The sequence below is a fragment of the Olivibacter sp. XZL3 genome (genome assembly GCF_004368405.1).
Classification (GTDB): Bacteria; Bacteroidota; Bacteroidia; order Sphingobacteriales; family Sphingobacteriaceae; genus Olivibacter.
Map to the genome: position 1 here is coordinate 125,226 of NZ_SBJH01000067.1, position 19,880 is coordinate 145,105.

Sequence of the window (19,880 nt, forward strand, 5' to 3'; positions counted from 1 at the left end):
GCGGCGATTAATTGTATAATCGCTTCAAATTGGCTAAGTTTGGGCCAAAACCCAGCATTAATGACAGTATTAACTTTTACCCTCATTCTGTTACTCGGAGCGTGCTGCGCGGGATTTGTTGGATCTCTTACCGGGCTCGGTGGCGGTGTGATCATCATTCCTTTACTTACAGTTGTTTTAGGCGTCGATATACATTACGCAATCGGTGCTGCTCTCGTTTCCGTAATTGCTACCTCGTCCGGATCCGCAGCCGCCTACGTACGGGAAGGCATCACCAACATGCGTTTAGGAATGTTCCTGGAAATAGCTACCACAGCAGGAGCCGTCGGCGGTGCCTTGCTGGCTTCGGTGGCACCAACTAGCTTCATTGCTGTCTTATTTGGGTTTACTTTGATATTTTCTGCATTAAATTCATTACGTAAAAAAGAAGAACATAACGTAAAAAACTCAAGTCCTTTGGCGCTGGCGCTTAAATTGCCCTCGACCTACCCGACACCTTCGGGACCTATAGCCTACGGCACCAAAAACGTGGTCGGCGGCTTTAGTATGATGGGATTGGCAGGCATGCTTTCCGGCCTACTTGGAATCGGCTCCGGCGCATTCAAAGTGATTGCAATGGATAATATAATGCGTATTCCTTTTAAGGTATCAACAACGACAAGCAATTTTATGATGGGTGTTACGGCAACTGCCAGCGCGGTCATTTATTTACAAAAGGGATACATTGAACCCGATATTTGCATGCCGGTAGTGATAGGCGTTCTATTGGGTGCCATGACAGGCGCAAAAGTGCTAGTGAGGGCCAATCCCAAGAAACTGCGGGTATTCTTCGCCATCATCATCATTGGCCTAGCACTCAATATGATTTATAATGGCGCAGTAGGAAATATTTAAATCTAATTGATATACAATTGAACAAGCTTAATAGCATTTCCAACCATGCAAAGTGATAAACTACGAGACCGGGATATTCAGCTGATTATCGGAAACCTACTACGTTATGGCGTATGGACAGCCTTGGCTGTGGCTGCGCTCGGTGGGCTCATCTATTTATTTAATCATGAGCAAGAGCTCGTACACTATGGCAACTTTGTTGAGAAAGACGTCAGTATATTCGCTTTGGTCGAACAAACGCTCAAGGGAGCAGCACGTGTCAAAGGCGATGATATCATCTTATTGGGTATCTTGCTTTTATTTCTAACACCGATTTTACGCATTCTATTTTCGCTGATAGCGTTTCTACTGGAAAAAGATTTTCTGTACGTAGGAATTACCGCATTGGTAATTGCTATCATTTGTTTTAGCGTATTTTTTGGTTTTGCCCATTAACGGCTTTATGAATAATATAGCGACCGAAGGTATCAGGCGATAAAAAACCAAATCTAACACTAAACAAAGACGCTAAACGAGATGTTGTCGATTAACTAAAAATGATGATTTAACCCACTTAAGTATGACTGTATTTATTGACCGCATTATTCCGCAAGTTGGGCTCGATTTGTTAGATGAGGCGGGTTTGGCCTATGAGCAACATACCGAGCCACGAGAACTGGATCTCCAAGAACTTATTGAACGCTGCCAACACCATGATGCGCTACTGACCGCTGGTTCGCTTCCGATTAATAAAGACTTTATACAAGCCTGTAAACAATTAAAGGTCATATCCCTACTTTCCGTCGGTTACGATCGCGTGGATGTCCAGACGGCCACTAAATGGAAGATTCCAATTGGAAATACACCCGACGTACTAAGCGAAGCTACAGCGGATACGGCGTTTCTTCTAATGCTTGCTGTTTCGCGGAAAGCCCTATACCTCCATAAAAAGATCGTTAAGGGAGAATGGGGATTTAGCCAGCCAACAGACGATCTAGGCTTTTCCCTTCAAGGAAAGACCTTGGGCGTGTTCGGCTTAGGCAACATCGGTTATGTACTTGCAAAGAAAGCAAAAGCGGCCTTCGATATGCCGATTATATACCATAACCGTTCGCACAACGAGCAGGCAGAACAAACACTTGGCGCCCAAAAGGTAAGTTTCGACGACTTAGTACAACGTAGTGATGTATTGGTTGCTTTCTCATCCCTTACTCCTGAAACAAAGGATAAATTTAACAAGGAGATTTTTACTAAAATGAAGCCTTCCGCTATTTTTATAAATGCCTCCAGAGGGGCTGTGCATAATGAAACAGATCTTATTGAAGCTTTAGAGAAGGGCATGATATGGGGAGCTGGCCTCGATGTAACGAACCCTGAACCGATGCAGACAGACAATCCGCTTCTTAACATGGCTAATGTCGCGGTCTTTCCTCATATAGGCTCTAATACGATAGAAGCGCGGAACGGCATGGCGAGCATCGCTGCGAGAAATGTAATTGCCGCTTTAAACGAACAACCGCTATTGCATATAGTTAATCCGGAAGTTTATCAACAACACCAGCGTTGAAAGGACAACCAAAAGAAGAGCTGCCAACAATAAAACTTCCATAAGAACAGCCCGAATAAGCGGGCTGTTAAAATGTAACACAATAAACTTCAAAAATTATAGCAGATTAGATCTTCTTTACGTTTACAGCTTGTTGGCCCTTCCTTCCGTCTGCCACGTCAAACTCTACGCGATCATTGTCTTTGATAGCGTCTATTCCACCTTTTACATCTTTAAAGTGGACAAAAATGTCGGTTCCGTCTTCTTGAATAATAAATCCAAACCCCTTTTGCGCGTTGAACCATTTTACTTTTCCGGTTTTCATTAATAAAAAAATTTGTTGTTGTACGATTGTTGTGACCCTATATCGAAATACTGACGTATCATAATTTAGGAAACACAGGGTTAATTCTCAGTAATCTCGCTTAAAAAAACAGTCCACATTACGACCGGCAGAGGTGGAACCCGAACAGATTTATTTAAACTATATCAAACCTACTATTAAATTTTCAATTTTTCAACGATCAAGTAAAAAAATTGGATAGTACCGTACAGGCCATCGAAAAAGTTAATCCGAATCCTATACGGTAAAAAAGTTGAAAGTACGCTTGATTAATTCACGTTATTTATTCGGTTGTGGTGTAGTACGTAAATAAGGTCTAATTTCTGTATAGCCCTTAGGAAATTTCGACGGAATATCTGCTGTCTTTATTGCCGGAACAACAATAACGTCCTCCCCGTCTTTCCAGTCAGCTGGCGTCGCAACGCTATAATTTTCGGTTAATTGCAAGGAGTCGATTACCCGCAAAATCTCCTGAAAGTTTCTTCCTGTAGAGGCTGGATAAGTGATCGTCAATCTTATTTTCTTATTCGGATCGATAATATACACTGAACGCACGGTAGCCGTGGCCGATGCGTTTGGGTGTATCATCCCATAAGCTTCCGCTATCTTCCGATCTTTATCGGCAATAATGGGAAAGTTCACTTCGACGTTTTGCGTGTCATTGATATCTTTCACCCAACCATGATGATCTTCTATACTGTCTACACTTAAGGCCAATACTTTTACGTTACGTTTGTCAAACTCCTGTTTTAAAGAGGCTGTCCGACCCAATTCGGTTGTGCAGACTGGGGTATAGTCTGACGGATGCGAGTAAAGCACGACCCAACTGTCTCCTACATACTCATAAAAATTGATATTTCCTTCGGTTGTAACCGCGTCAAAATTCGGTGCAACGTCTCCTAGTTGTAAACTCATTGTTTTTCCTCCTTAAATCTAATACAAAGTATATCAAATTAATAGACTTTTATCGACAAAAACAAATATTTGCTGACAAAACTCAGCGCTAAATTCCACTTTTTGTAGGTATTACATTTACATTACATATACTTCCTAAAATAGTTTGGCTGATCGTTGTAGCTGGCTCTTTTTGACATCTACGTTATGTTTATATTGGAAGTCATTCCTATGTTTGCAATAAATTATTTTTGAATGGAGTCAACACACATACAGCGACTAGAGCAAGCGATTGAGCCCTACAAAGAGCGAATCATCAACCATTCCCTCTATAAACATATCGAAACAATCGACGATCTTAAAATTTTCATGGAACATCATATTTTTGCGGTATGGGATTTCATGTCTTTATTAAAAGCACTGCAACGACGTTTGACTTGTATAGAAGTGCCTTGGTTTCCGGTAGGCGATGCCAATACGCGCTACCTTATTAATGAAATCGTTACAGGAGAAGAGTCGGACTTAGACCACCTGGGAAATCGAAAAAGCCACTACGAATTGTACTTGGAAGCTATGGAGCAATGTGGCGCCGATACGATGACGATGTTAAACCTGGCCGAAGCGCTTAAAAGAGGTGAAGACTTGGCGGACGCACTTGATATAACGAAAGTTCCTGATGCTGCTAAGCACTTTGTTGTCGATACTTTCAACGTGATAAACCACAAGTCTCCAGCCATTCAATCGGCGGTCTTTACTTTTAGCAGGGAAGATTTAATCCCTGATATGTTTATTTCTATTATTAAGGACTTGGATGCCCAGTTTCCGAAAAGCGTTTCTATTTTGAAGTACTATCTCGAGAGACATATTGAAGTAGACGGAGATCACCACGGAAATCTGGCCCTCGAAATGACGAGCGCATTATGTAAAGACGAAGATTTGGTCTGGGAAGATGCCACCAAGGCTGTAAAGAGATCGCTTGAACTTCGTATTAAACTTTGGGACAGCACGTTAGAGGCAATTTATCAAAGAAAAGCTTCAAGGGTCTAAGGAAATCCGCAGTCCGTCATAAGCTAGATAGATACCCGGAGGCAACTCTTTTGAGATCTCCTCGTGCTTACCTAAACGGTGACTGATGTGGGTAAAATAGGTGCGATCGGCACCTATTTGCTTTGCGAAGCTTATAGCCTCATCTAAGGTGAAATGAGAAATATGCGGTTCCCTTTGCAGGGCATTCACTACCAATATTTTCGTACCCGTTATTTTGTTGACAGCGCTTTCCGAAACAGATTTCACATCCGTAAGGTATGTGAAATCGCCAAAGCGATACCCTTTTATGGGCAATTTAAAATGCATTACATTGATCGGCTGGACCGATAGATGGCCTATCGAAAAAAGCTCGTCATCTACCTCTTTCAAATTAATTTGCGGTATTCCAGGATACTTATGTTCTGTGAATATATAATAGAATTCACGTTTAAGCGCGTCTTGGACCAAATTATCCGCAAAAACATCAATAGCAGTCCCTTGGAAGTAATTAAAGGCACGAATATCATCCAATCCGGCTATATGATCTTTATGGGCATGTGTATATAAGACCGCGTCTAGGCGCTTCACCCCTTCCCTGAGCATTTGGTAACGGAAATCCGGACCGGTATCAATTACGACATTCTTTCCTTGGCTGCTGATCATGACCGAGGAGCGAAGGCGATTGTCGTGATGATCACGCGAGGTACAAACGCTGCAGCCGCAGGCTATGACGGGCACGCCCTGCGATGTTCCAGTACCTAAAAACGTAATGATCAAAGCGTTAACTTGGTTTGTTTGATGTTAAATAATAACTGTTTCTGTTTATCGTCCAACAGGGATATATCCGGTTCCAAATCGCGCAGAAGTTCAATGAGAGAATTTATCTTAACTTCTATATTAGAAAAACGATTAATAACAATTACCTTACTGCTTTGTAAAACGCAATGGCCCGTCTTGAAATTCCCTTTTTCATAACGGACTTTATACCCCATGCCCTTAAAAAGAGCTTCTAACTTATCTAAGCTATGTTGCGTAAACGGTATCAATCTTCTTCATTTAAATATGAACCGGCTTTTCCTGATTGTGGCTATCGTAGATCTACAATCTCCATCCCAGGATAGTCGGTCTTGTCAAATATAAAGGTTTTGGAAGTAACTTTAACATTAGGCGTAAAATTTTGGATGGTATAGGTATAAAGACTTCCGCTTTTATCGAAAACGGTGACATCGTGAATCTGATTGATTGATTTATCTAAGCGCAACCGAACCTTAACATAAGATACCTTACCGTCAGTAGGAATAAGGTCTATCACACTTAGGGATTTGCCTCCAATTGTCTCGCTTTTCGCAGCAGGATACTTAAAACCCTCACTATAAAACGAAAAAATATTAGCCGGCGTAATGGAACCCGACTGTTCGCCGTCCGCTTCGGTAATCTGTACTTCTTGCTCTTCCTTTAACACATGCCATTGCTGCTTCCCATCAGAAATCATCACCTGATCATTCAGGGTAATGCGGTATCTGTTGGTTCGGGGTTCTACGATCAACTCACCCTTTTCATCCACCGTTATTTGCTTTTGCTGATTGGTAGCGGTTAAGGTAAAGTTGATCTTCGCGGTCCGATAAGACTGATACTTCTCGCGCAAGGTATTTAACAACTTTTCAGTTGCCGGATCGTTTTGACCAAAAGCCGACAGACCGCAGGCAATAAAAATTATCATGGACATTATTTTCTTCATATGATACACTTATAACGCAACTACGGTAAGTGGAACAAATGGACAAAACCGATAAGTTGCTTGAACCTTAGACATACTAACCAGCTAAATGTTTAATTTCGCTTTGATTTCTTCTAGTTCTTTTTATCCAAGGTTTCCAAAAACTGTTCCAATGAATATTCATCAGGATATAAGACCTCCCTGGCTTTACTTCCTTCAAAGGGGCCGACTATACCCGCTGCTTCCAGTTGATCGATGATACGGCCCGCACGATTATAGCCTAACTTCAACTTCCTTTGAATCAAAGAAGTAGAGCCCTGTTGATGTAGGACGATTAATCGTGCTGCATCTTCAAATAAGGCGTCGCGATCGTTTACTAAATCGATATCGCTCAAACCGCTGCCCTCCCCGTTCTCATCTATATATTCGGGCAGCTGAAAAGCGGACGGGTATCCCCTTTGCGCACCGATGAATTCGGAGATTTCCTCCACTTCCGGTGTATCTACGAAGGCACATTGTATGCGGATCAAATCGCTTCCTGTAGCAAGTAACATATCGCCTCGACCAATTAATTGATCCGCACCTCCGGTATCTAAAATAGTACGGGAATCTACTTTCGACAGCACCCGGAAGGCCAAGCGGGCGGGGAAGTTCGCTTTAATGGTACCGGTGATGATATTAACCGAAGGACGTTGCGTAGCGATAACCAAATGAATTCCCACCGCCCGCGCTAATTGAGCCAATCGCGCAATGGGGGTTTCAACCTCTTTCCCTGCCGTCATCATCAAGTCAGCAAATTCGTCAACAATAAGGACAATAAAAGGCATGAAACGGTGTCCTTCTTCCGGATTAAGCCTCCTATTGACAAATTTATTGTTATACTCTCTCAAGTTTCGTACCTGTGCATTCTTCAACAGATCATAACGTTGATCCATTTCGATACAAAGCGAATTGAGGGTATTGATCACCTTCTTTGTATCGGTTATGATTGCATCCTCCTCACCAGGAAGCTTGGCCAAGAAGTGTCGTTCAATAGTTTTAAACAAGGAAAGCTCTACTTTCTTTGGATCCACCATTACGAATTTCAGTTCAGCGGGATGCTTCTTATACAATAAAGACGTAATGATCGCGTTAATTCCGACCGATTTACCCTGCCCGGTTGCTCCTGCAACTAACAGGTGCGGCATTTTGGCTAAATCCGCTATATACACCTCATTGGAAATCGTTTTACCAAGCGCAATCGGTAAATCCATTTCGGTATGCTGAAACTTCTCTGTAGCGATTACGGCTCTCATGGCTACCATCTCCGGCTTTTTATTCGGCACTTCTATTCCTATGGTACCTTTTCCCGGCATAGGTGCGATAATGCGGATACCGAGGGCTGCTAAGCTAAGGGCAATATCATCTTCCAAATTTTTGATCTTCGAAATACGAACGCCGGGTTTCGGAATAATCTCGTATAAAGTTACCGTAGGTCCGATGGTGGCCTTTATTTTATCAATTTCTATATTATAATTACTCAGCGTTTCAACAATCTTATCCTTATTCGCTTCCAGTTCTTCATTGTTAACAACGATCTTTCCCGAACCATAGTCCTTTAGTAAATCAAGCCGCGGATATTGATAGCCTGATAAATCGAGCTTTGGATCATATTGGCCGAACTGTTCCACCAAGGTGTCTGCTGTTGTAAGGGGCTTCTCTTCTTTTATACGCTCTACGGTCAAATCGGGAGTCTCCTTCGTTTCGTTAAGCGTGATATTGTCCTCTTTCACCTCATTAACAATCAATGGCTCCAGCTCGAAAGATGGACTGCTCATAGGCGTTTCCTTATCCGGCTCTATCTTCTTGGGCTTAACATCCAGGTTCTGCGATAAACGCTGCCCATTTTCATTCTCCCTAGCATAAGCGTCTGCCCGTTCATCCTTCAGGTGATTGCGCTGGAAGGCGGGAACACCATACTCATCATCCACCGGGTCGTCCTCCTCTTCGTCCCTTGGATCCAATGCATCCGTTGCGACTTTTCCACCTTCTTTCTCGTCATACAATCCCTTTGTTTTCTTCCGCTCTGGGAGTTTAAAATCGAGGTTAAATGCAATAATCAGTGCCGCAAGGCCGACAAATAGCAAGAAAGCCCCCACTCCAGCTGTACCCACCTGCATTTCTAGTATCTTATTCGTCCAGAAGCCAAATTCACCTTCCAGGTAATGCGGATACTCCGAAATAAAACTGTGTAAATAAGCGACGGTAACTGATGTAAACAGCAAAAGAAAAAAACCATAACCAAAAAGCTTATCCAACGCGATAAGTCGCACTTTAAATAGCAACCTATAACCTATAACAAAAAAGATTATGATGAACAAAAACGATGCAATACCAAACCACTCGTACATAAATTGATTCGCCAACAGCGCACCTAACTTACCGAGCCAGTTTTCAACAAGCGCCTCCTTAAAACCAAAAGCCTCTAATTCCTCACGCGTTTTAAAAAGCGTCCCCCAACCGCCATTGGCCGCAGAAATATAACTCTGATCATTTTGCCATGTAAACAGATAGGAGATAAATGCAATGAAAAAATAAAGAGATAACACCAAAAAAAACAAACCTGCAATCTTTACAGCCTTGCTATCCTGCAAATTGATCCTTGCGGAAAGCCTGGCACTATTAACCGGTTTTGCGTGGCGTGCCGATTTAGCGGTATTGCTGCCATTTCTTATCTTCCCTTCTCCTTTTACTGTATTGGCCCTAAACTGATTTCCTTTTAAAGACATTAATTTCTACTATTCTTTTGGTACAAACTTATGGATTTTTTTGGACGAAGACTCCGCGATAAATAATTTTTATAAATACTGTAGCGCTTACATCCCCCCATTCGTTAACAAGTTCAGAATAAGAAGGGCTATCAGAACACCTTGTATTGACACGCATGAACATACATACTTTGTTGTTAAATAACAAAAAGAGATTATTATATACGGTTTTAAGCTGCTGCCTACTCCTATCGCTAAGTGCATGCCTTAAAGATGACGACAACACGCAAAATGGAAATATACCGGCAGCATTGGTTTCTTTTGTACATACTTCACCGGACGCAGGTGATTTAATTGTAGGCATAAATGGATATCGCGTTAACACGCAGCCTTTTAGATATTTAGATCGAACAGTTTATCAATTGGTTTACCCGGGCGGCAATCAATTTCAGGCAAATACATCGGCCGATAATAAAAGACTGGACATGAAAAACTGGAGCCTGGAAGGCGGTGTATGCTACTCGGTGTTTGCAGTGGATCGACTTGACTCACTGGAACTTTTGGGAATACGGGACTTTTACGCGAATGATACGCCGGAAAACGGTATGGCACGCGTACGCTTTATTAATCTCTGTCCGGATTCCATCGCCTTCGATCTGAAAGCCAGTACGATTGACACCTTATTGGCTACTAATAAAAAATTTAAACAAAACAGTGCTTTTGGCGATATCAAAGCAGACGACAACACGACTTATGTGTTAGAGGTGATTAATCACGACATGAATCTACCGGTAAGTAATACATCCTTTAAACCGAAGTCCGGACAATATTATACTATACTAGCCACTGGCTTTATAGAAACGGAAGAGGAGGCAAAAAAGATTAAAGTCTCTGTTTTCCAACACGATTAGGTTGATTGATGTCCATCACAACCCCATTCGATGGACGAGCCGCCCGCTCCCCTTGGGCGGCTTTTTTTGGTGATAGACGTTTGCACTAAAACCATAGCAGTAACGGCTGTTAACAAATTAGTAAACAATATTTGTATATATCAATTTTTATTTCTACCTTTGCCCCTTCATTAGGCAATAAAGTCTAACGTTTTTTGAATTTCATGAACCCATTTAGTCAATTGGGAATCCGTCATGATGTTGTTAATGCCATTACGGCGCTAGGTTTTGAAAAGCCTACACCAATCCAAGAACAGGCCATTCCGGCCCTCCTTACAGGCAGCAGCGATTTTGTCGGATTAGCCCAAACAGGAACCGGTAAAACCGCAGCATTTGGCCTGCCGTTATTAGAATTATTAGACTTCTCGCAAAATTCGCCGCAAGCACTTGTGCTTTGCCCTACGCGTGAATTATGTCTGCAGATCGCTAATGATTTAAAAAATTTCTCGAAAAATATCAGCAATGTACACGTTGTAGCCGTTTATGGTGGCGCGAGCATTAGCGATCAATTACGCCAGATTCGTCGGGGTGTTCAGATCGTTGTCGCTACACCCGGCCGTATGCTTGATATCATTGGAAGAAAAGCGATAGACTTTTCGGGAGTACGGTACGTAGTTTTGGATGAAGCGGATGAAATGCTCAATATGGGCTTTCAAGAGGACATTAACGATATCCTTTCTACCACTCCCGAAGAGAAGAAAACATGGCTATTTTCAGCCACAATGCCGGCAGAAGTCCGTCGCATTGCAAAAAATTACATGACCGATCCGTTCGAACTTACCGTAGGAACCAAAAATACAGGTAATGCGAATATCGACCATGAATATTATGTAGTAAGGCCGCGAGACAAGTATGCTGCCTTTAAACGTATTGTAGATTTCAATCCTGAAATTTTCGGAATTGTTTTTTGCCGTACAAAAATTGAAACGCAAGAAATCGCGGAAGCTTTAATCAAAGACGGTTATAATGCCGATTCTTTACATGGCGATTTATCTCAACAGCAGCGCGATAAAGTAATGAAGCGTTATCGTGAACGCAGTCTTCAGCTATTAATAGCCACTGACGTGGCAGCTAGAGGTATCGACGTAAACGATGTGACACACGTAATTAATTTCTCTTTACCTGATGAGATTGAGAATTATACCCACCGCAGTGGTCGTACCGCTCGCGCAGGAAAAACCGGTGTTTCCATCTCTCTTGTTACTGCAAAAGAATTAGGAAAAATACGTCAGATTGAACGCGTGATTGGTAAGCAATTCGTAAAGGCTGAAATCCCTAACGGTTTCGATGTCTGCGAAAAGCAGCTATTTGCACTCGTGCATAAAGTGAAAGCGGTTGACGTTAATGACGAACAAATCGGACAATATTTGCCGCGGATTATGGACGAATTCAGCGAATTTTCTAAAGAAGATATTATTAAGCACTTTGCTAGCTTAGAATTCAATCGCTTCTTAGATTATTATAAAAATGCACCGGATTTGAATGTGTCGGCAAGTGATGCACGTGGAGAAAAAGGGGCAAAAGGCGATCGCTTTGACAGAACGGGATATAAATCGGACTTTACACGCCTGTTTATTAACTTGGGGTCGGTAGACGATTTTACCAGAGGTGATATCCTAGGCTACATTTGCAACACCGCGCAAATAAGCGGTAAGAATATTGGCAAGATCGATTTAAAGGGAGTTTACACTTTCTTCGAGGTAGAAAACGCCGTTGTAGATAAGGTAACAAGCGGATTTCAACAAGCCGACTTTAACGGCCGCTCCGTACGCGTTGAGCTAGCAGGCGACCGCGATGGTGGATCGTCAAGAGGCGGAAGCAGCAATAGAGGTAACCGCTCATCAAGGAGTGGGGGCCGTGGAGGACGCGAACGTGAAAGAGATAGTGGTGGTGGATTCCGCGATTTTTCAGGCAAACGCCGCGAAAGAAAAGGCGAACGTAAAAAATGGTAATCGCAACACCATAGAACGCATAAAAAAGGCTCCTTCAGGGAGCCTTTTTTATTTAACAATCTCTTTTTCAGCAGACCGTTGTTTAATCATGACTGCTAGCGCTGTCGGCTATCACTGTCGTCACTTAAGCCCTTAATAACCTATCGCCTTGTCGTCCCCTCTGGAGTCAGCGCCACCTGTTAACGAGCCGTCCGCGCCCACTAAAATCGCATCTACCCGACCGATGCTCGTTCTCGGTGTGATTTTATATCCCTTCTGTTGTAAGCGGGCACGAACAGCAGACGCTATTGCGTTTTCCTCAACGAAGATCTCATCAGGCATCCATTGATGGTGGAAACGAGGAGCATCTACTGCTTGCTGCATCGTTTGGTTAAATGCTATTACATTCAAAATTGTTTGAAACACCGACGTGATAATGGTCGACCCGCCGGGTGTACCGACAACCATAAACAGTTTTTTATCTTTGGTCAAAATCGTTGGGCTCATGGCGCTCAACATCCGCTTTCCCGGTTCAATCGCATTGGCCTTTCCACCAAGGAGCCCATATAAATTAGGCACGCCGGGTTTCACAGAAAAGTCGTCCATTTCGTCGTTCAACAGAAAGCCGGCTCTATCTACCACTACCTGAGATCCATAGGAGTTATTTAAGGTTGTTGTAATAGACACCGCGTTTCCGTCTTTATCAACAATCGAAAAATGCGTCGTTTGCTCACTTTCGTAAACCTGGGGCGATCCCGCTTGAATAGCGTTGCTGGGAGTTGCTCTGTTAAAGTCCATATCCTTCATCCGTTCAGCTTGATAATTGGAATCCAACAGGCCTTTAACAGGTACCGGATAAAAATCGATATCTCCCAAATGTTCGGCGCGATCGGCATATACCCTTCTTTCGGCCTCTACCATCACTTGAATGGTTGAGTCCTGCTGAAAGCCCCATTCAGCCAAGGGATAGGGTTCAACCGACTTTAACAAAGACACCAAAGCAATGCCGCCGCTAGACGATGGTGGCATTGACACGACCTGATAGCCTTTGTAACTTCCTACAATCGGCTCGCGCCATTTTGCCTGATAGGCTTTCAAGTCTTCGTAACTGATAATACCGTTTCCTCGCTTCATTTCCTCGACAATCAACGAGGCAACCCGACCCTCGTAAAAACCCGCACGCCCCTTCTTTCTAATCACCTTGAGCGTCCGGGCCAAATCTTTTTGCACTAATATGTCGCCCGCTTTCCACTCATTTTTCTTGTTTATCAGTGCGGTTCCCATTGGGTTGAACCGCTCGAACGCTTCTTTGCGCGCATTCAGTTCTCTAGCCTGCATAGCTGTTATCGGAAAGCCTTTTTTTGCCAAATCTATAGCAGGTTGCAGCAGATCTTTCCACGGCAGTTTAGCGTATTTTTCATGAGCTTTTACCATTCCGTCAACAGTTCCAGGAACGCCTACCGATAACTGCCCGTCTAAACTCAAACGCTCTATCGGATTTCCTTCTGTATCTAGGTACATATCTTTGGTTGCCTTTCCCGGCGCCGTTTCCCGAAAGTCCAAAGCTGCCAATTCGTTCTCGGCCGACCGATACACCATAAATCCGCCCCCACCGATATTCCCTGCGTTCGGATAAACAACGGCTAGAGCAAACTGTACCGCAATGGCGGCGTCGACCGCATTACCTCCTTGTTTTAAGATACCCACCCCTACTTCTGAAGCAATAGGATGCGCCGATACCACCATCCCGTTCTTATATCCCGAAGAAATTTGCTGCGCAAAAGAAATGTTGGCTACGACTAAAAAACATAGCGATAAACAATGAGATCTGCCGATAAATCGTAAATACTTACTCATAAGACTCTTTGTGTTAATTAGTGATTAGGTTAGTTGCTCTGAGAGAAGCTTCATTTCCAGATATGGCGAATGCCGTTCGTATAAAATGGCGTATACCGCCCGGCAGATAGGCATATACACCTGGTAAGCCTTGTTGATCTGATGGATGCATTGCGACGCATAATAGCCCTCTGCTATCATATTCATTTCAAGTTGGGCTGATTTAACGGTATACCCCTTCCCGATCATGTTACCGAAGGTTCTATTGCGGCTAAATTGCGAATAAGCCGTTACCAAGAGATCGCCTAAATAAGCCGATTCGTTAATATCTCTCGCTATCGGATGCACTTTTGCCAGAAAACGAGCCATTTCCCGTATCGCATTGGATATAAGAACAGCTTGAAAATTGTCGCCGTAACCGATGCCGTGGCAGATGCCACTGGCAACTGCATATATATTCTTTAGAACGGCCCCATACTCGGTTCCATATATGTCGTCCGACTGAACAGTCTTAATGTAGCGCGTATTGAGTAAAGTGGAAAAAACAGCTGCCGTATTCGGTGAGGCGGAAGCAATGGTAAGATAGGAAAGCTTTTCTAATGAAACTTCTTCGGCATGGCAGGGGCCGCTGATGACAGCAATATGATCTAATGGAACACCGAAACTGGTTTGCAGGTAATCCCCCACTATTTGATTTTCTTCAGGAACAATTCCCTTGATGGCACTTACAATGTATTTCTTTTGCAATAAATCGGCAGAAACGGTTGAAAGTGTCTCCTTCAAAAAGGCAGCGGGAACACTTAATATCAGCACATCGCATAACTCAATAACTTTGGATAACTCAGTGGTTATCCGATCGGCAGGTAGCTTAATCTCTACAGCACTGAGGTAATTCGGGTTATGATGATACGTTTTTATATATGACGCTGCTTCCTGATTGCGCATCCACCAAAAAATGTCTTTGTCCTGCTCATTATCACTTAGCATTTTCACGATCGCCGTCGCCCAGCTACCCCCCCCTATTACGGCTACTTTCTTTTTTCTTTGCATACTTATTCGAACTCGGCTATAAAGTAGGCCAAAATAAGGATTTTTTTACATTAGTACTACAAAGATTCTTTTTTTCAGCCGGAACCGATAGAACCGATACAAGGGAACTGCCCAAAAGCTGCTTCTTGCGCCATGTCAAACACCGTAATGAAGCTGAGACATCAATAAGCCGAAGACGCAGCAATAAGGAGTGCTTAATATCCCGGATTATTCTCCGTTATTCCTTGGTTGTAATTCATTTCGGCCAGCGGGATAGGCCATAGATAGTGCTTTTCTGCGATAGCAACTTCCTTATTTTGTTGTAATATCTCCGCCGCCTTACCACTGCGCTTCAAATCGAACCATCGTTTCCCTTCGAACTGGAACTCATAGGCCCGTTCTTGTAAAATAGTATCTATTAATGACTCCGGCGAGAAGGAGGCTATTTGATAATCGACATCAGACGGCGAAGTAATATCTCTTCCATATGCACGCCGCTTCACCTGATTCAAGGCATTAAGCGATTCGGCGGTAACCCCATTTGCCCGTGCCTCTGCTTCTGCAAACAACAACAGCACTTCCGCATAACGATATAAAGGAAAGTCGTTAATCGCGCCGTATTCGTTTGTCGCTCCTGGATCTGTAAATTTTTTCTGTAGAACGGTCCCCTCTCCCAAGCCTATGTCCATCGGATACCATAATTGCTTCCGCAGATCGGCGTCGTTCCATCCTTTGTAAAAATTATTATTACTATTGGAATACTGCGCATAGGCACCTCTGCCTTGCATAAAATAGCCGGTTTCCGGATGATTAATGATAAACGGGTAATAATTACCTTGCTCTTCACGGGTATACTTGAAGTGGAAAACCTCCTCACTGGTTACGCCTACTCCGGCACCAAAAATATGCTCGAAGTCATTCACCCCTTGTATAGGAACCAGGGAGAAAAGACCGGATTGCATGACCTCGGCAGCCTTATCTCTTGCCTCCTGATTTTGATCAGTAGTCAATAAATAATCGCTCAGCACCGTTTTTGCCATCCACTTGGTGGGCCGTCCTGGCTGAGCTGTATTATTTTCCGGAAGGTACGTTTCGGCAAAACGGAGGTCCTCATCGATTAAAGCATAAACTTCCTCTGCTGCACTCCTCGCCACATCTTTCTCCTCCATATTCGTCTCAACTCGAAGCGGCACGCCGCCCCAATTGCGGACGAGATGAAAGTAGCACCAAGCGCGCATAAATCTTGCTTCTGCGACGTATCTGTTTTTTTCTTCTTCACTCATGGCATCACCTTCCGGCACATTCTTAATAACCAGATTAGCATTTCGAATCGCCAAATAGAAGCTGTCCCAAAAATCGCCTACGCGATTGGTATTGGTGGCGTCGAGCCCACTAAAATCATTAAATTGCGCCCAGCTTCCCCTGCCATAAGCGTAGTCCGTATGACACTCCAAGGTAGCATTATACGACGCGATACCCTGTGCACCCAAACGTATTGGAGGGAAAATAGCATTTACAGCAGCCTCTGCCTCAGCCGCTGTGTTATAAAAAGTTTCCTCTAAAATTAAACGCGGCTCTTGATCTAACTCTTTACTACAGCCGGAGAAGGCGAGGAGTCCGATCACAATCCATGCAGCTACCTTGTGATCTTTTTTCTTATATACCATTGATTGGGTCTTATGTATCATCGTCTTAAAGTCTTATTTCATGTTAAAAACCAGCTTTCACACCGAACGTATAGGTTTTGGCGATTGGATAACTTAAGTAGTCTGAACCGGTGGAAGGCATTTCGGGGTCGTACCAGGAGTAATTTGTTAAGGTAAGCAGGTTCTGCCCGCTGACATATACCTGTAAACGCTTAAGCCATCCTACATTAAACTTTTCAACAGGTAAATTGTACGCTAATTGAACATTTCTTAGCCGTAGAAAAGATCCATCTTCTATCCAGCGGTTAGACACACGCGCATTCACCGTATTACTGATTACCGGATATTTTGCGTTTGGATTTTCTGGTGTCCAATGATCGTTGAGCACATCCCGTACCATGTTCAATCCGGAAACATAATCTACCGTACTACCAATGGCACTGGCATTGAAAATGTCATTTCCGACCATCCCCTGTATAAAGAACGTAAAGTCAAAGTTCTTATAAGACATTGATGAATTCAAACCGTAGATGAAGTCGGGATTAGGATTGCCTATTACCGCTCTATCTGCATTGCTGATGGTACCGTCGTTATTTAGATCTTTATATTGTATTTGTCCATTTTCATCATATCCATCTTCTACATAGCCAAAGAACAAACCTCTTTGTAAGCCTTCTCGTAAAATCGTACGGGAATCACTCACTACGTTCATTCTCAATTCATCCCCATATATATCTGCTCCGCCATATAATTGCAACACCTTACTTCTGTTGAAGGCAATGTTAGCGTTCAGGTCCCATTTAAAATCGCCTTTGAAGACATTCGCATTAAGGCCTAACTCGACACCGCTGTTGCGTATCTGCCCGACATTCTGGAAAGTGGTGGTGTAGCCCATTGAAGTCGGCAACGGAACCGCATTCAATAAATCTTTAGTAGTCTTGCGATAATAATCCGCCGTAAAGATCAGTCGGTTATCCAATACACCGAAATCAAGTCCTGCATCTATTTGCTCGGTAGTTTCCCACTTAAGATCTCTGTTCGGCAAGTTTGTCTCAGGAGCAAAACCCAAATGTAAGTCTCTACCAAAAACAGTATAACCACCTGCCAGGGGATTAAAGGTCGAATAAAAATCTTCGATCTGGGTACCTGTCTTTCCCCAGCTTACCCTAAGTTTAAGATCCGATATCCAATTGTGATCCTTCAGAAAATCTTCTTGGGACACCCGCCAAGCGAACGCGCCGGAAGGGAAATACCCCCACTGGTTGTCCGATCGATACCGCGAAGATCCGTCTGCGCGGAAACTCACTGTAAAGAGATATTTATCATCGAGAGTATAATTCACACGTGCTAAATACGATAGCAGTGTCGACTTATTATAGCCCGAGGCTGGCACCAACGGCACCAGCGCACCGCCCAAATTATCCCAACCGCTTACATTGCTAATGAATCCCTGACCGCTTCCCATCACGTAGCTGTCAATGAAATCCTGATAGGTCATACCGGCCAAGGCCGAGAAGCTATGCCTATCATTCCACAGCTTATTGTAGTTAGCCGTCAGTTCAACCAGTCTACTCTGTTGGTTATTGGCGGTAATCCGCGCTTCCCCTGTCGATCCTTGAAAACGATTGCTACGATATTGATTTTCACGATCGTCACGATTTTCAATACCCGATAAGAGCTTAATGCTGATATCATTTATCGGTCTGTACGTAATGGCCGCATTGGCCAGCACTAAGTTTGCTTCAGTTCGATTCGTTTCTTCGTTGATCCAATTGAGTGGATTGATAATATCTGGTGCAGCAATATTAAATGCATTGGAAAGCAGTCTATAACCACCGTTATCGTCATACGGCGTTAAAGCGGGCGGAGCGCCTAAGATGGCTGATATTAAGGAATTACCGCGGGCTCCACCGTTGCTGTCCTTTCTACCGGTGATCAGTCGACTTAAGGTGGCGTTGGCGTCAACCGTGAGTTTATCGCTAATCTGGTGTTGAATACTTCCACGCAAAGAATAGCGGTCGTAATCGCTTCCCCTAATAATCCCATCCTGTGCCAGCACACTACCACCCACTGAAAATTGCGTACGCTCGTTTCCGCCGCCGATATTCAACGACGTACTTTTTATCGGCGCCGAACGGAAAATAAAATCCTGCCAATCGAAGGAAGGCATACTATTGATCTGTTCTTGACTAAAATAAGGGGCAACACCATCGTTTGCCGCACGTAAATTATAAAATGTGGCATACTCCGGTCCGGTCATTAAATCGAGCTTTTTCCGAATCTGCTGTATACCATAATTTGCTTCAAAATCTACGTGAGTTGCATCCCCCGTACCTTCAACGCCACCTTGTTTGGTTGTGATGATGACCACGCCGTTCGCACCGCGCGAGCCGTATATAGCCGTTGCCGATGCGTCCTTTAGGATCTCCATACTTTCTATATCTGCATTATTTAAAATCGTTGGATTGCTTCCCGAGAGCGGAAAACCGTCCACCACATAGAGCGGCTCGTTACTGCCCAAGATGGAATTTGCTCCTCTGATACGAACGGACATGGCTGGCCCCGGTGCGCCCGACCCTTGATAGACCTGTACTCCAGGGGCACGGCCAGACAAGGATTGAACCACGTTACTTGTAGGAAATGCATTTATTTCTTCGGCCTTTACCTGTGCTACAGAGCCAGTTAAATCGCGTTTCCTTACCGAGCCATAACCGATAACCACCACCTCTTCCAGGGTTTCCTGCTCAGCTTGAAGCACCACATTCACTTCTTTCCGACTCCCTATACGCTCTTCCTTGCTGCCATAGCCGGTGTAGGAAAACACCAGTACAGTGCTGCTGTCTACAGTAGCTTTATATCGGCCATTAGGGTCGGTTGTTGTACCCGTATTAGGCTTTCCCTTTATCATTACCGAGACACCGGGAAGGGCATTCCCCTCTTCATCACGCACAATACCCGTTATTGTGTCCTGTGATTGTCCGACTGTGTCCTGTGATTGTCCGACGCCAAGAGTATCGTTAGGAATAGTGGGCGTTGGAATCTCTTGGGCTTGGGATAAGTTGGGAAATAAAACATGGGCAACGAAGAAAAAGACCATCAATATACAGACGCATTTAAACGATTGCACTAGATAAAACAGAAATCTAATCACCATAGCAGAAGGCTTAATAAATAATGATTTATAATGCTTTGTACCCAACAATTGTTTGTCCATTCTGAATGAATTACCCTGATTAATCCTAATAATTTTGTAACTTTTCTGTAGCAATAACCCACAAAAAGGTTATTTACGAAAAGCTAAAGCACTGCCAAGCTTTATTCGCCTACATAATGAAAAAATAC

General features: G+C 43.6%; 15 protein-coding genes. 6 read left to right on the forward strand and 9 right to left on the reverse strand.

What is annotated here, in order from left to right:
• The first annotated feature begins 60 nt into the window (after positions 1–60).
• The 3 genes from EPX21_RS15220 to EPX21_RS15230 all read left to right on the forward strand — a co-directional run bounded on the left by EPX21_RS15220 (position 61) and on the right by EPX21_RS15230 (position 2,440).
• Positions 61–894 (forward strand): sulfite exporter TauE/SafE family protein, encoded by an 834-nt coding sequence (locus EPX21_RS15220; RefSeq protein ID WP_134090549.1) that lies wholly within the window; start codon positions 61–63, stop codon positions 892–894.
• A 45-nt stretch (positions 895–939) separates the two neighbouring features.
• Positions 940–1,329: a DUF1634 domain-containing protein gene (locus tag EPX21_RS15225; RefSeq protein ID WP_134090550.1), complete on the forward strand. Its 390-nt coding sequence runs from the start codon at positions 940–942 to the stop codon at positions 1,327–1,329.
• Positions 1,330–1,453: 124 nt separating this feature from the next.
• Entirely contained in the window at positions 1,454–2,440 is a 987-nt protein-coding gene (locus tag EPX21_RS15230; protein WP_134090551.1) for a D-glycerate dehydrogenase, read from the forward strand.
• Between the two features lie 106 nt (positions 2,441–2,546).
• On the opposite strand, the gene EPX21_RS15235 is transcribed toward EPX21_RS15230, so the two are convergent.
• Both EPX21_RS15235 and EPX21_RS15240 read right to left on the reverse strand, forming a co-directional pair.
• Positions 2,547–2,744 carry a cold-shock protein gene (locus EPX21_RS15235; RefSeq protein WP_134090552.1) on the reverse strand — a complete coding sequence of 66 codons (198 nt, stop codon included), beginning with the start codon at positions 2,742–2,744 and terminating at the stop codon, positions 2,547–2,549.
• A gap of 297 nt (positions 2,745–3,041) precedes the next feature.
• Positions 3,042–3,677 carry a peroxiredoxin gene (locus EPX21_RS15240; RefSeq protein ID WP_134090553.1) on the reverse strand — a complete coding sequence of 212 codons (636 nt, stop codon included), beginning with the start codon at positions 3,675–3,677 and terminating at the stop codon, positions 3,042–3,044.
• 234 nt (positions 3,678–3,911) lie between these two features.
• Here EPX21_RS15240 and EPX21_RS15245 point away from each other — a divergent pair, with 234 nt between their 5' ends.
• Entirely contained in the window at positions 3,912–4,703 is a 792-nt protein-coding gene (locus tag EPX21_RS15245) for a DUF3050 domain-containing protein (protein ID WP_134090554.1), read from the forward strand.
• Here EPX21_RS15245 and EPX21_RS15250 read toward each other — a convergent pair.
• From EPX21_RS15250 to EPX21_RS15265, 3 genes are all read right to left on the reverse strand, one after another.
• The gene (locus EPX21_RS15250) at positions 4,692–5,459 is read right to left on the reverse strand and encodes an MBL fold metallo-hydrolase (protein ID WP_134090555.1); all 768 of its coding nucleotides are present in this window, start codon (positions 5,457–5,459) and stop codon (positions 4,692–4,694) included. The two genes, EPX21_RS15245 and EPX21_RS15250, sit on opposite strands and share 12 nt — an antisense overlap.
• A 310-nt stretch (positions 5,460–5,769) precedes the next feature.
• Positions 5,770–6,420: an outer membrane lipoprotein carrier protein LolA gene (locus tag EPX21_RS15260; protein ID WP_134090557.1), complete on the reverse strand. Its 651-nt coding sequence runs from the start codon at positions 6,418–6,420 to the stop codon at positions 5,770–5,772.
• A gap of 113 nt (positions 6,421–6,533) precedes the next feature.
• A complete protein-coding gene (locus EPX21_RS15265; RefSeq protein WP_134090558.1) occupies positions 6,534–9,167 on the reverse strand; it encodes a DNA translocase FtsK in 2,634 nt (877 codons plus the stop codon).
• 155 nt (positions 9,168–9,322) lie between these two features.
• On the opposite strand from EPX21_RS15265, the gene EPX21_RS15270 reads away from it, so the two are divergent.
• Positions 9,323–10,057: a DUF4397 domain-containing protein gene (locus EPX21_RS15270; protein ID WP_134090559.1), complete on the forward strand. Its 735-nt coding sequence runs from the start codon at positions 9,323–9,325 to the stop codon at positions 10,055–10,057.
• Between the two features lie 203 nt (positions 10,058–10,260).
• Positions 10,261–12,048 (forward strand): DEAD/DEAH box helicase, encoded by a 1,788-nt coding sequence (locus EPX21_RS15275; protein ID WP_134090560.1) that lies wholly within the window; start codon positions 10,261–10,263, stop codon positions 12,046–12,048.
• Between the two features lie 132 nt (positions 12,049–12,180).
• Here the strand turns inward: EPX21_RS15275 and ggt are convergent, their stop codons facing one another.
• The 4 genes from ggt to EPX21_RS15295 all read right to left on the reverse strand — a co-directional run bounded on the left by ggt (position 12,181) and on the right by EPX21_RS15295 (position 19,692).
• Positions 12,181–13,884 carry a gamma-glutamyltransferase gene (ggt, locus tag EPX21_RS15280; RefSeq protein WP_134090561.1) on the reverse strand — a complete coding sequence of 568 codons (1,704 nt, stop codon included), beginning with the start codon at positions 13,882–13,884 and terminating at the stop codon, positions 12,181–12,183.
• A 24-nt stretch (positions 13,885–13,908) separates the two neighbouring features.
• Complete coding sequence (locus EPX21_RS15285) at positions 13,909–14,913, reverse strand: NAD(P)H-dependent glycerol-3-phosphate dehydrogenase (RefSeq protein WP_134090562.1); 1,005 nt, start codon at positions 14,911–14,913, stop codon at positions 13,909–13,911.
• A gap of 194 nt (positions 14,914–15,107) precedes the next feature.
• On the reverse strand, positions 15,108–16,580 hold the full coding sequence (locus tag EPX21_RS15290; protein ID WP_134090563.1) for a RagB/SusD family nutrient uptake outer membrane protein: 1,473 nt from the start codon (positions 16,578–16,580) through the stop codon (positions 15,108–15,110).
• A gap of 22 nt (positions 16,581–16,602) precedes the next feature.
• Positions 16,603–19,692, reverse strand: coding sequence for a TonB-dependent receptor (locus tag EPX21_RS15295; protein WP_134090564.1), 3,090 nt, complete (start codon positions 19,690–19,692; stop codon positions 16,603–16,605).
• Positions 19,693–19,880 lie beyond the last annotated feature (188 nt).

Coding starts and splice junctions, on each gene's coding strand:
- EPX21_RS15225 (WP_134090550.1), top strand. CDS start 940: ATGCAAAGTGATAAACTACGAGACCGGGATATTCAGCTGATTATCGGA.
- EPX21_RS15240 (WP_134090553.1), bottom strand. CDS start 3,677: ATGAGTTTACAACTAGGAGACGTTGCACCGAATTTTGACGCGGTTACA.
- ggt (WP_134090561.1), bottom strand. CDS start 13,884: ATGAGTAAGTATTTACGATTTATCGGCAGATCTCATTGTTTATCGCTA.
- EPX21_RS15295 (WP_134090564.1), bottom strand. CDS start 19,692: ATGGTGATTAGATTTCTGTTTTATCTAGTGCAATCGTTTAAATGCGTC.
- EPX21_RS15275 (WP_134090560.1), top strand. CDS start 10,261: ATGAACCCATTTAGTCAATTGGGAATCCGTCATGATGTTGTTAATGCC.
- EPX21_RS15260 (WP_134090557.1), bottom strand. CDS start 6,420: ATGAAGAAAATAATGTCCATGATAATTTTTATTGCCTGCGGTCTGTCG.
- EPX21_RS15230 (WP_134090551.1), top strand. CDS start 1,454: ATGACTGTATTTATTGACCGCATTATTCCGCAAGTTGGGCTCGATTTG.
- EPX21_RS15245 (WP_134090554.1), top strand. CDS start 3,912: ATGGAGTCAACACACATACAGCGACTAGAGCAAGCGATTGAGCCCTAC.
- EPX21_RS15270 (WP_134090559.1), top strand. CDS start 9,323: ATGAACATACATACTTTGTTGTTAAATAACAAAAAGAGATTATTATAT.
- EPX21_RS15290 (WP_134090563.1), bottom strand. CDS start 16,580: ATGATACATAAGACCCAATCAATGGTATATAAGAAAAAAGATCACAAG.
- EPX21_RS15285 (WP_134090562.1), bottom strand. CDS start 14,913: ATGCAAAGAAAAAAGAAAGTAGCCGTAATAGGGGGGGGTAGCTGGGCG.
- EPX21_RS15235 (WP_134090552.1), bottom strand. CDS start 2,744: ATGAAAACCGGAAAAGTAAAATGGTTCAACGCGCAAAAGGGGTTTGGA.
- EPX21_RS15220 (WP_134090549.1), top strand. CDS start 61: ATGACAGTATTAACTTTTACCCTCATTCTGTTACTCGGAGCGTGCTGC.
- EPX21_RS15265 (WP_134090558.1), bottom strand. CDS start 9,167: ATGTCTTTAAAAGGAAATCAGTTTAGGGCCAATACAGTAAAAGGAGAA.